Annotated in this window: 12 protein-coding genes (1 of these 12 cut by a window edge); 4 read left to right on the plus strand and 8 right to left on the minus strand. The window is 56.8% G+C overall.

From position 1 onward, the window contains the following. The first annotated feature begins 110 nt into the window (after positions 1-110). Both speD and ACF0H7_RS01605 read left to right on the plus strand, forming a co-directional pair. A complete protein-coding gene (speD, locus tag ACF0H7_RS01600; RefSeq protein WP_397451100.1) occupies positions 111-905 on the plus strand; it encodes an adenosylmethionine decarboxylase in 795 nt (264 codons plus the stop codon). Between the two features lie 105 nt (positions 906-1,010). After that, positions 1,011-2,239, plus strand: a protein-coding gene (locus tag ACF0H7_RS01605) for an IS3 family transposase (protein ID WP_397451101.1) whose coding sequence is annotated in 2 segments (ribosomal slippage) — positions 1,011-1,362 and positions 1,362-2,239 — 1,230 coding nt in all. Because the reading frame shifts where the segments join, the coding sequence is not laid out codon by codon here. 120 nt (positions 2,240-2,359) lie between these two features. Here the strand turns inward: ACF0H7_RS01605 and coq7 are convergent. The 6 genes from coq7 to hemJ form a co-directional block, all read right to left on the minus strand. After that, a complete protein-coding gene (gene coq7, locus ACF0H7_RS01610; RefSeq protein ID WP_397451102.1) occupies positions 2,360-3,007 on the minus strand; it encodes a 2-polyprenyl-3-methyl-6-methoxy-1,4-benzoquinone monooxygenase in 648 nt (215 codons plus the stop codon). Between the two features lie 118 nt (positions 3,008-3,125). Then, positions 3,126-3,464: a histidine triad nucleotide-binding protein gene (locus ACF0H7_RS01615; RefSeq protein WP_397451103.1), complete on the minus strand. Its 339-nt coding sequence runs from the start codon at positions 3,462-3,464 to the stop codon at positions 3,126-3,128. Between the two features lie 63 nt (positions 3,465-3,527). Next, a complete protein-coding gene (locus ACF0H7_RS01620; RefSeq protein WP_397451104.1) occupies positions 3,528-4,316 on the minus strand; it encodes an SDR family NAD(P)-dependent oxidoreductase in 789 nt (262 codons plus the stop codon). 62 nt (positions 4,317-4,378) lie between these two features. Beyond that, a complete protein-coding gene (locus ACF0H7_RS01625; RefSeq protein ID WP_397451105.1) occupies positions 4,379-5,296 on the minus strand; it encodes a DUF805 domain-containing protein in 918 nt (305 codons plus the stop codon). A gap of 81 nt (positions 5,297-5,377) precedes the next feature. Beyond that, on the minus strand, positions 5,378-6,346 hold the full coding sequence (locus ACF0H7_RS01630) for an NAD(P)H-dependent flavin oxidoreductase (protein WP_397451106.1): 969 nt from the start codon (positions 6,344-6,346) through the stop codon (positions 5,378-5,380). A 26-nt stretch (positions 6,347-6,372) separates the two neighbouring features. Next, entirely contained in the window at positions 6,373-6,801 is a 429-nt protein-coding gene (hemJ, locus tag ACF0H7_RS01635) for a protoporphyrinogen oxidase HemJ (RefSeq protein WP_397451107.1), read from the minus strand. A gap of 136 nt (positions 6,802-6,937) precedes the next feature. On the opposite strand from hemJ, the gene argC reads away from it, so the two are divergent. After that, positions 6,938-7,972: an N-acetyl-gamma-glutamyl-phosphate reductase gene (gene argC / locus ACF0H7_RS01640; RefSeq protein ID WP_397451108.1), complete on the plus strand. Its 1,035-nt coding sequence runs from the start codon at positions 6,938-6,940 to the stop codon at positions 7,970-7,972. A 167-nt stretch (positions 7,973-8,139) separates the two neighbouring features. Then, positions 8,140-8,490: an iron-sulfur cluster insertion protein ErpA gene (gene erpA, locus ACF0H7_RS01645; protein ID WP_397451109.1), complete on the plus strand. Its 351-nt coding sequence runs from the start codon at positions 8,140-8,142 to the stop codon at positions 8,488-8,490. Between the two features lie 68 nt (positions 8,491-8,558). Here the strand turns inward: erpA and ACF0H7_RS01650 are convergent, their stop codons facing one another. Beyond that, positions 8,559-9,665 (minus strand): anhydro-N-acetylmuramic acid kinase, encoded by a 1,107-nt coding sequence (locus tag ACF0H7_RS01650; RefSeq protein WP_397451110.1) that lies wholly within the window; start codon positions 9,663-9,665, stop codon positions 8,559-8,561. Between the two features lie 3 nt (positions 9,666-9,668). Further along, positions 9,669-10,692 carry the 3' portion of a peptidoglycan DD-metalloendopeptidase family protein gene (locus ACF0H7_RS01655; RefSeq protein WP_397451111.1) on the minus strand. The gene runs 398 nt beyond the window's last position, so the window shows 1,024 of its 1,422 coding nt (coding positions 399-1,422); its start codon lies off the right edge, out of view — the gene reads right to left on this strand; its stop codon occupies positions 9,669-9,671.

Below are 10,692 nucleotides of genomic sequence, written 5' to 3' on the forward strand. Positions count from 1 at the left end.
ATCGCCAACGCGAAGAGGTGTTAACCGTCCTACGCAGGTGAGCGTTTCTTATCTGACGGGCATGCTTGATCACGCGACCTGGGTCGCATATATAAAGAGAGTTTTTAACGGTGAAAAGCAAACTCAAGCTCCACGGGTTCAATAACCTGACAAAGACCTTGAGCTTCAACATCTATGACATCTGCTATGCGGAAACCCCGCAAGATCAGCAGGCTTACGTCGAGTACATCAATCGCGAGTACGACGCCGAACGCCTGACGCAGATCCTCACCGATGTCGTCGATATCATTGGCGCCAACATCCTGAACATCGCCCGTCAGGACTACGACCCGCAGGGCGCCAGCGTGACCATTCTGATCTCCGAGCAGCCGGTGACACCTACCGACAGCCAGATCGAAGAGTCGCCGGGTCCGCTGCCAGAAACCATTCTGGCCCACCTCGACAAGAGCCACATCACGGTGCACACCTATCCGGAAATCCATCCGGTTGACGGTATCGCGACGTTCCGTGTGGACATCGACGTGTCAACTTGCGGGGTGATTTCACCGCTCAAGGCACTCAACTACCTGATCCATCAGTTCGATTCGGACATCGTGACCGTCGATTATCGGGTACGTGGTTTCACCCGTGACGTTGAAGGCAGGAAGCACTTTATCGATCACGAGATCAACTCGATTCAGAATTACCTCTCCGAAGACACGCAGTCGGGTTACCAAATGACTGACGTCAACGTGTATCAAGAGCACCTGTTCCACACCAAGATGTTGCTCAAGGATTTCGAACTGGACAACTACCTGTTCGGCGATGCCACCAGCAACTTGTCGGTCGAGCAGCGTGACCACGTGACTGCGCGCGTGAAACACGAAATGCTGGAAATCTTCTACGGCCGCAACATGCCGGTGTAAGACTTCACGCAACAAAAAAAGGCGCCTATCAAGGCGCCTTTTTTATGGCTTGTGTCTCGTCCTGAATAAGGTTTACACCTTCTGACCTATCTTCAGGAGGATGTAATGGAATCAGGCAAAAGGCGGAGCCAGCGTGACTACACGCTAGCCTTTAAATTATCGGTCGTAGACCAAGTCGAAAAAGGCGAGTTGGGTTATAAAGAAGCCCAACGGCGCTATGGCATCCAAGGCCGGTCCACGGTGCTGGTCTGGTTACGCAAGCACGGTCGGCAGGACTGGAGCCTAGGCGCATCAATTCGAGAGCCGAGGAGCAGGTCCATGACCGAACCAAACCTCCCGTTGACGCCCGAGCAACGGATCAAAGAGCTTGAAGAACAGTTGGCGCTAAGCAACCAGAAAGCGCAGTTCTTTGAAGCTGTCGTGAACGTTCTGAAAAACGACTACGGTGTTTGCGTCGTAAAAAAGCGATCCGGCAAGTCCTCACCCAAGGGCAAATCAAAGACCTGAGCATTTCCAGGGCTTGCCAGTTCATGGGCATTTCCCGACAGGCATATTACAAACGTAACCGAGCGTTTGACGCGCGCGCGAAGAGCGCCCAAACCGTAATGGGCTTCGTTCTTGAGACGCGCCTTCAGTTGCCTCGGTTAGGTACTCGCAAGCTGCATAGTCTGATGCACTCAGAGCCCGACGAGGCCCTGAAGGTCGGTCGAGACCGGCTGTTTGATATCTTGCGTGACCGCCGTCAGCTGGTTCAGCGCAAGCGTGCCTATCACAAGACAACTGACAGCCATCATCGCTTTCGCCGACACCCCAACCTGCTCAAACCTGGCCCTAATCAGGCTGTGGCTACAGGTCCCGAGCAGGTTTGGGTCGCAGATATCACCTACTTGCCTACGCAGCAAAGTGTCGTTTATCTGAGCTTGGTGACGGACGCTTACTCTCGCAAGATTGTCGGCTATCACGTGCATGAAAGCCTGCACACGGCATCAGTCATCCAGGCAATGAGTAAAGCGCTGCGACAAAGGAAAACCGATCAGCTACTGGTTCATCACTCGGATAGAGGTGCCCAGTATTGCTCTGATCTTTACCAAAGGCTGCACGCCAAGCATGGCGTCAGGTGTTCGATGACCGATGGCTATGACTGCTATCAGAACGCGCTCGCAGAGCGTGTGAACGGCATTTTGAAAACAGAATTCTTGCTGCACCGCCCCAAGGACTTGGCTGATGCGACCCACATAGTTGGAGAGTCTGTAAGGATCTACAACGAGAAGCGGCCCCACCTAGCCTTGAAATACAAAACGCCCGATGCGGTGCATCGGGCGTTTTTGAAGTGAAACAGGTGTAAACCTATTTCAGGACTAGACATTGTAGGAGCCAACTTGTTGGCGAGAGGCTTGACGCGGTATGTCAGGAATACCAACTCGCGAACAAGTTCGCTCCTGCAGAGGCTTGCGTTAAATACGATAAGTGCTTTTGGTCATGACCTTGGCCAGCACGCTCATGCCGAATTTGATCGGCCGCGGAAAGCGGAAACCGCCAGCTTCCAATGCGCTTTCGGCATGCAGTTCTTCATCGGTACGCATCTGCTCAAGAATCGCCCGGGACTTCTCGTCCTCGACAGGCAATTGCTGCAGATGTTCATTCAAGTGTTTGCACACCTGATCCTCGGTCGCCGCGACGAAACCCAGGCTGACTTTATCGCTGATCAGGCCCGCAACAGCGCCGATCCCAAAGGACATGCCATAAAAAAGCGGATTGAGAACACTGGTGTGGCTTCCCAGCTGGCGGATGCGCTGTTCGCACCAGACCAGATGGTCGACTTCTTCTTCGGCCGCGTGCTCCATGGCTGCGCGCACTTTTGGAAGTTTCGCAGTCAATGCCTGGCCCTGGTACAGCGCCTGCGCGCAGACTTCGCCGGTATGATTGATGCGCATCAGGCCTGCTACATGCCGGGTGTCGGCCTCGTTCATCTGGACGTCGGGCTGAACAATGGCAGGGGATGGACGATACGGCTGCCCACTGAAAGGCAGCAACGTGCGCATCGCAGCATCAGCCTGCAATAAAAGACGGTCAACTGGGGAGTAGTGACGTTCGGTAGCCATGGGCACCTCCGGATAAGTCCACGGCGGCCAGTTTACCCGAATCGAACGGGCGCGGCTTGAGCAGGATCAACCCACCGAGTGCTCTGTCCCGGTGGGCGTAAGCTATTGCAACCCTGTATCAGCCCGGCGGCCAGTGCATCTGACGCTGACCCAGCACATGCATATGAATGTGATAGACGGTCTGCCCGCCCAGCGGGTTAGTGTTCATGACCACCCGGAAGCCTTCTTCGCAACCCAATTCCTTGGCCAAACGTTGCGCGGTGAACACAATATGGCCCAACAGGCCTTTATCTTCTTCAGTCGCGTCGTTCAGGGTGCGGATGGCTTTTTTCGGGATGACCAGAAAATGCACCGGCGCTTGTGGGGCGATGTCGTGAAAGGCCAGCACCTGATCATCTTCATAGATGATCTTCGCCGGTATCTCTCGGTTGATAATCTTGGTGAACAGAGTCTCCACAGCTATTTCTCCGTTTTGTTGAGAGCCTGAGTGTACTGAGGGGGCGGCGTGACGCCCAGTTGTTTAGCGCGGGCAGACACCCTTGTTCATCGAACCGACGATTTTCCGCGTAAGCCAGCGCGGGCCAAGGCGTGGGAAACAGGTCATCAGCTTGTTACGCCAGCCTGGAATGATCACCGCACGGTTTTTTGCCAGCGCACGAACGGCATACAGCGCTACCTCTTCCGGGCTCATCATCAGTTTGCTGGTGGACAACCTGTCTTCGACCAGATGCGCGTTGCGAAAAAACGCGGTGCGGGTGATGCCGGGGCACAGCACCGAGATTTTCACCCCGGTTTTCTTCAGCTCTTCGCGCAACCCTTCGGAGAAATGCAGTACATAGGCCTTGCTCGCGAAGTAAGTGCTCATCCATGGCCCAGGCTGGAAGGCGGCGACTGACGCGACGTTGAGGATCTGCCCGCCGCCCTGGACCGCCATCGCGTTGCCTATCGCATGACACAAACGGGTGAGGGCCAGGATGTTCAGCTCGATCAGGTCTTGTTCGGCGCCCCAGTCCTGAGCCATGAAAGGGCCGCAAGTGCCAACGCCAGCGCAATTCACCAACAAATCGATCTTGCGTTCGCTTTCTTCCAGTTCAAGCAAAAAGCCAGAGAGGCGCAGTGGTTCACCCAGGTCACAGGCGCGAAACAGGACCTCCACGCCAAAGCGCTGGGTCAGTTCGATCGCGATGCCTTCCAGTACATCGCGCTGGCGGGCAACCAAAATCAGGCTGCGACCACGGCGCGCCAAAGCTTCGGCCATGGCCAGTCCGATACCGCTGGAAGCACCAGTGATCAAGGCGTAAGGGGGCATGCAATTCTCCAGGCAACACACTCAGCGTCCGCGACAATTCACGTCGGACGCCAATGGGTGCGTTATTGATCTTTTTCGGTTACAGAAGGTGTGGTATCGGCAGGCTGTGTGCTGTCGCCATCATTATCGTCATCTTGCGGCAGGGTGTTCTCGAATTGGGTAGCGCTGGTCTGCACTTCTTCTTCGAACATGTTAACTCCACCTATGTATAGCCCTGTCGAGGTCATCGCAATAAACAGCACCCACATGCTGGCGAGGACTTTAACCCCTCTGCCCACGGGCGGCTCCGGTGCGCCGTACTGATTGGCCCCGGTGTTACCCGGAATAATCATCATCAGCAGCGGAAAAAACATTCCCACGAAGGGGATGAGATTGATCAGCAAGAGCCAGGCGGACCAGCCTGCGTCGTGTAGTCGCTGTGCCCCGATCTGCACGCTGACGATGAGAAAACCAACCGCTACGATGGTAATAAACAGTCCACCACCGACCAGCGTATTAGTCAGCATGGCCGCGCACATGCACGTCACAACCAAGAGCGCGACCATCAGCACCAGGCTCCAGGCCAGATAACGGACCCGGCCGATTCGGCCCTGAAGGCTGAACACCTTGAGTTCCGCGTACTCCGATAGCATGGCGCCGACAGGGGCACGAGGGGGAGTGTAAGGCGATGAGTCCTGTGCGTTTTGTTCCAAAGGCGCCCGGTAAATATCAGGTTCGCGAACCTCTGCCTGAAGCACGACGGGCGCCGGCTCGGGCTCGATCCGTGCCTCTACCCCGGCATCATTCAGCGCGCTCAAATACTGATTGGCTTTCTCTTGCGACAGACCGCGCTTGAGGATCACAGCTTTGCCACCGAACAGTCGTTCCACCACCGCAGTATCACTTTTGAACAAGGCAGCCAGATTCAGCTTGGCCGTCTCAAGGTCGACGCCGTTGCGTAACGTCCCTTCGAAAATAATCTTGAAGTGGGTGTCTGCCATATCTGGCTTCCTTGTCTCGGTGGCGCGGAGGTGGTGTTCCAATTTAATCGATGACCTGCCGGCGAGACAGGTCACAAACCTTTAGCGCGGCCAAACGCCTGCCAGCTCGCTCATGCGCTTTTGTGCCTGGCGGTATTCGGCATCCAGACGCTCAATCAGCTCATCGGTGCCGGGCAGATCGTCGATCTCACCGACGCCTTGTCCGGCAGACCACACCGTTTTCCAGGCTTTGGCTTCATCACTGATGGGCTTGAGTTTAGCGCCAAAATTGATCTCTCCTTTGCCTTGTAAAGCGGCCAAGTCAAAGCCTGCGTTCTCTAGACTCTGCCGCATAAAGCTTGCCGGCACGCCGGAAACTGCGGCCGTGTGCACGATGTCGGCCGCTTTGGCGGTCATCAGCATCTCTTTATAAGCGTCAGGCGCATGGCTTTCTCGGGTAGCGATAAAGCGCGTACCAAAGTAGGCCAGGTCCGCGCCCAGCAACTGGGCGGCAAGAATCTCGTGACCGTGGTTCAGACAACCGGCCAGCAGCAATGTTTTATCGAAGAACTGACGGATCTCGGCGATCAGAGAAAACGGACTCCAGGTCCCGGCGTGCCCACCGGCACCGGCCGCGACGGCGATCAATCCATCGACACCGGCTTGCGCCGCTTTTTCTGCATGGCGGCGAGTGGTGACGTCATGGAACACCAGCCCGCCATAGCTATGCACGGCATCCACCAGTTCTTTGACCGCGCCCAGGCTGGTAATCACGATTGGCACTTTGTGCTCGATACAGATATCCAGGTCAGCCTGCAGGCGCGGGTTGCTGTTGTGCACTATCAGGTTGACGGCGTAGGGCGCGGGGTTGGTCATTTCTGCCAGCCCGGCTTCGATTTCCTCCAGCCAGGCTTTGAAGCCACTGCTTTCTCGTTGATTCAACGCCGGAAAGCTTCCGACTATGCCGTTACGGCAGCAGGCCAGCACCGATTGCGGATTGGAAATCAGAAACATCGGCGCCGCGACTACAGGCAAACGCAGACGGTTTTCAAGCAGAGCTGGCAGAGACATCGCAATACCCCAAATTCAATTACTTATTAGAAGGGTCGGACCACAACGAGAATGACGATAGCGAGCAATATCAGAACAGGGACTTCATTGAACCAGCGATAGAACACATGACTGCGGCCATTTTCGCCACGGGCGAAGCGTTTGACCTGCGCGCCGCAGACATGATGATAGCCAATCAACACCACCACCAAGGTCAGCTTGGCATGCATCCAGCCCTGACTGAAATAGCCGCTGGGGTTGAGGCTGATCAACCAGATCCCGAACACCAGCGTAGCAATCATGGCAGGGCCCATGATGCCGCGATAGAGCTTGCGCTCCATGACGCAGAAACGTTCCCGGCTGACGGCGTCTTCGCTCATTGAGTGATAAACGAACAGTCGCGGCAGGTAAAACAGACCGGCAAACCAGCAGACGATCGACACGATGTGGAAAGCTTTGAGCCACAGATAAAGCATTTTTGGTTATTCCCAGGTTCACGGTGGCCAAATAGTAGTGTGATGCGGCGCCGTACGTCACGTTCGCGGTTGTCGCACAGGCGTTACGCCCATATTATCGACGGCTTTCCAGTCGGTTCGTTGAAGGGGCAGAGTTATGGTCAAGGTCGGTATCGTCGGCGGCACGGGTTACACCGGGGTCGAGCTACTGCGTCTGTTGGCGCAGCATCCACAAGCCGAGGTGGTGGTGATCACTTCGCGCTCTGAGGCAGGGCTTGCTGTAGCCGATCTGTATCCGAACCTGCGAGGCCACTACGACGGCTTGAAGTTCAGCGTACCGGACATTGCTACCCTGGGTGCCTGTGACGTTGTGTATTTCGCTACCCCGCACGGCGTGGCTCACGCACTGGCGGGTGATTTGCTGAAGGCCGGGACCAAGGTCATTGACCTGTCGGCCGACTTCCGTTTGCAGGACGCCGAGGAGTGGGCCAAGTGGTACGGTCAGCCTCACGGCGCGCCGGAACTGCTGGAGGAAGCGGTTTATGGTCTGCCGGAAGTCAATCGCGAACTGATCAAGCAAGCACGATTGATCGCCGTGCCGGGCTGCTATCCAACGGCGACGCAGTTGGGCTTCCTGCCTTTGCTTGAGGCTGGCCTGGCCGATAACTCGCGCCTGATTGCTGACTGCAAATCCGGGGTAAGTGGCGCGGGCCGCGGCGCGAGCGTTGGTTCGCTGTACTCCGAGGCCAGCGAGAGCTTCAAGGCTTATGCGGTTAAAGGCCATCGTCATCTGCCGGAAATCAGCCAGGGCCTGCGTCGTGCAGCGGGTGGCGATGTCGGACTGACCTTCGTGCCGCACCTGACACCGATGATTCGTGGCATTCACGCTACGTTGTACGCGACCGTCGTCGACAAGTCGGTGGACCTGCAAGCCTTGTTTGAAAAGCGTTACGCCAACGAACCGTTTGTTGATGTGATGCCAGCCGGCAGCCATCCGGAAACCCGTAGCGTGCGGGGCGCCAACGTGTGCCGCATTGCTGTGCACCGTCCACAGGGCGGCGATCTGGTGGTGGTGTTGTCGGTTATCGACAACCTGGTGAAGGGCGCCTCGGGTCAAGCGGTGCAGAACATGAACATCCTGTTTGGCCTGGATGAGCGCCTGGGTCTGTCCCATGCGGGGATGTTGCCTTAAGAGCAGCGCCAAGCTTCAAGCCTCGAGCTGCAAGTAGTCGCGCCCAGCTTGCCGCTTGAAGCTTATAGCTTGCCGCTGCTCCTCTAATAGTTGACCAGTTTACTGGGGCAAGCGGATAATGCCCGTCATTACGCATTATGACGGCATAGCGCCGGGAGATATTGAGCATGAGCGTCGAAACCTTCACTCCTACGGTTTTGGAATTTACCCACGGTGCAGCGCACAAGGTGAAGACCCTGGTCGATGAAGAGGGCAATGATCGCCTGAAGCTGCGCGTTTTCGTGACCGGTGGTGGCTGTTCAGGCTTCCAGTACGGCTTCACTTTTGATGAAGACGTGGCTGATGACGACACCATCGTCGAGCGTGATGGCGTTAGCCTGGTTGTCGACCCGATGAGCTTCCAGTACCTGGCAGGCGCAGAGGTGGACTATCAGGAAGGGCTGGAAGGATCCCGCTTTGTGATCAAGAACCCGAATGCATCCACGACCTGTGGCTGTGGCTCGTCGTTCTCGATCTGATTACGCTATACCGTATAAACAAACGCCGCGCTTATGCGCGGCGTTTTGCTTTCCGGGGGGTGCGTGCGTCAGGCGGGATAGATCGCGCCCAGAACACGCAGGCCCCGGGCGCCGGTCACGCTTGGGCGGTTGGCGGGTACGCCTTCGAGGCAGCAATGCGCCAGCCAGGCAAACGCCATGGCCTCAACCCAATCCGGATCTACATTGTAGAGCGCCGTGCTGCTGACCTTGGTCGCCGGCAGCAGGTCGGCCAGTCTCGCCATCAGCGCCACGTTATGTGCGCCGCCACCGCAGATTAGCAACTCATCGGTTATCGGCTGGGCCTTTTGCAGCGACTGCGTGATGGTCAGCGCGGTCAGCTCTACCAATGTGGCCTGGATGTTTTCCGGGGGAAACGTCGGCAACTGGAACAGGTGATGCTGAAGCCAGCCCAGATTGAATACTTCGCGCCCGGTACTTTTTGGTCCCTGGGTCAGGAAATATGGATCGCTGAGCAGTGATTTCAGAAGTGTCGGTTCAACCTTTCCGCTGGCCCCCCACGCACCGTCGCGGTCATAGTTCTCGCCGCGTTGTGCCTGAATCCAGGCGTCTAGCAGCACATTGCCTGGGCCACAGTCGAAGCCGGATACTGGTCGGTCTGGGTCGATCAGGCTCAGGTTGCTGAAACCGCCAATGTTGAGCACGGCACGGTGGTCCTGTGCCGAGCCAAGCGGCTTATCGAACAGTGCTTCATGAAACGCGGGGACTAACGGCGCGCCTTGGCCGCCAGCGGCAATATCGCGGCGGCGGAAATCACTGACAACCGTGATCTCGGTCAATTCGGCCAGCAGGGAAGGGTTACCGATCTGGATGGTGAAGCCGCGGCCGGGTTCATGGCGAACCGTCTGGCCATGGCTGCCAATTGCGCGAATCTCGCCGGCAGACAGGTTTTCCTGTTCGAGTAGCGCTAAAACGCCTTGAGCGGCGAGGCGCACCCACTTCTGTTCGGCGATTGCTGCCCTGGCCAATTCATCCGGACCGCTGGCGCACAGCCCGAGCAGTTCAGCGCGTAGATCGTCGGGCATCGGAATGTAGTGGGTTGCCAGCAGGGTTGGTCGGCTGTCCTGCTCTATAAGAGCGATATCCAGCCCGTCGAGACTGGTTCCGGACATCACACCTATATAATAGAACGCCATAGATTATCTCTTGCTAGAGGCCAGCATGGTTGCCTTTTCCTGGTCCATGCGCGCCATGAGTGGTTGGCTTTGCTGTAGGAAATGCTGCTTCTCAGCCTTGGCAATCGGATCAGCCATCGGCAGTTTCTGGCCCAGTGGATCAACGTGAACACCGTTGACCTGGAATTCATAATGCAAATGCGGGCCGGTTGAAAGGCCTGTTGTACCAATATAGCCGATCACCTGACCTTGCTTGACGCTGCTACCGGTCTGAACGCCTTTGGCGAAACCTTGCATGTGGCCGTAGAGCGTGCGGTAGGTGTCGCCGTGTTGCAGGATGACCGTGTTGCCGTAACCGCCTTTGCGGCCGGCAAGAATCACTTTGCCGTCACCGGTGGCCTTGATGGGCGTCCCTCGTGGAGCAGCGTAGTCCACGCCTTGGTGAGCGCGAATCTTGTTCAGGATCGGATGCTTGCGGCCCATGGAAAACAACGAGCTGATGCGGGCGAAATCCACGGGTGTGCGGATGAACGCCTTGCGCATGCTGTTGCCTTCGGACGTGTAGTAATTGGTATTGCCCTGTTTATTGGTATAGCGGATGGCGCTGTAGGTCTTGCCGCGGTTGGTAAAGCGAGCCGACAGAATGTTACCGGCACCCACGGTTTTGCCATTGGCGACCTTCTGCTCATAGATCACGTCGAACTCGTCACCCTGGCGAATATCCTGGGCGAAGTCGATGTCGTAGCCAAAGATGCTGGCCATGTCCATGGTCATGCTGTGGGACAGGCCGGCGCGCTGGGCCGACAGTGACAGCGAGCTATTGATGATGCCGCGGGCGTAGGCCGTCCGGACATTCGGCTTGGTAATTTCGTGGTTGAACGTGTAGCCCTTGTCGACCTTGACCAGGCTGATGGTCTCCAGGTCGCTGATCTTGCTGTGCAGCTGTTTGAGCTGACCTGCAGGGGTGAACTCGAACTGCAACAGTTGCCCATGTTTCAACTGGCTGAACTGCTTGGCGTCCTTGTTGCTGGCCAGCACTTCGTGCAAC

The sequence above is a fragment of the Pseudomonas sp. NA-150 genome, from assembly GCF_044336365.1.
GTDB lineage: Bacteria > Pseudomonadota > Gammaproteobacteria > Pseudomonadales > Pseudomonadaceae > Aquipseudomonas.

Coding starts and splice junctions, on each gene's coding strand:
- coq7 (WP_397451102.1), bottom strand. CDS start 3,007: ATGGCTACCGAACGTCACTACTCCCCAGTTGACCGTCTTTTATTGCAG.
- ACF0H7_RS01620 (WP_397451104.1), bottom strand. CDS start 4,316: ATGCCCCCTTACGCCTTGATCACTGGTGCTTCCAGCGGTATCGGACTG.
- ACF0H7_RS01625 (WP_397451105.1), bottom strand. CDS start 5,296: ATGGCAGACACCCACTTCAAGATTATTTTCGAAGGGACGTTACGCAAC.
- ACF0H7_RS01630 (WP_397451106.1), bottom strand. CDS start 6,346: ATGTCTCTGCCAGCTCTGCTTGAAAACCGTCTGCGTTTGCCTGTAGTC.
- hemJ (WP_397451107.1), bottom strand. CDS start 6,801: ATGCTTTATCTGTGGCTCAAAGCTTTCCACATCGTGTCGATCGTCTGC.
- argC (WP_397451108.1), top strand. CDS start 6,938: ATGGTCAAGGTCGGTATCGTCGGCGGCACGGGTTACACCGGGGTCGAG.
- erpA (WP_397451109.1), top strand. CDS start 8,140: ATGAGCGTCGAAACCTTCACTCCTACGGTTTTGGAATTTACCCACGGT.
- ACF0H7_RS01650 (WP_397451110.1), bottom strand. CDS start 9,665: ATGGCGTTCTATTATATAGGTGTGATGTCCGGAACCAGTCTCGACGGG.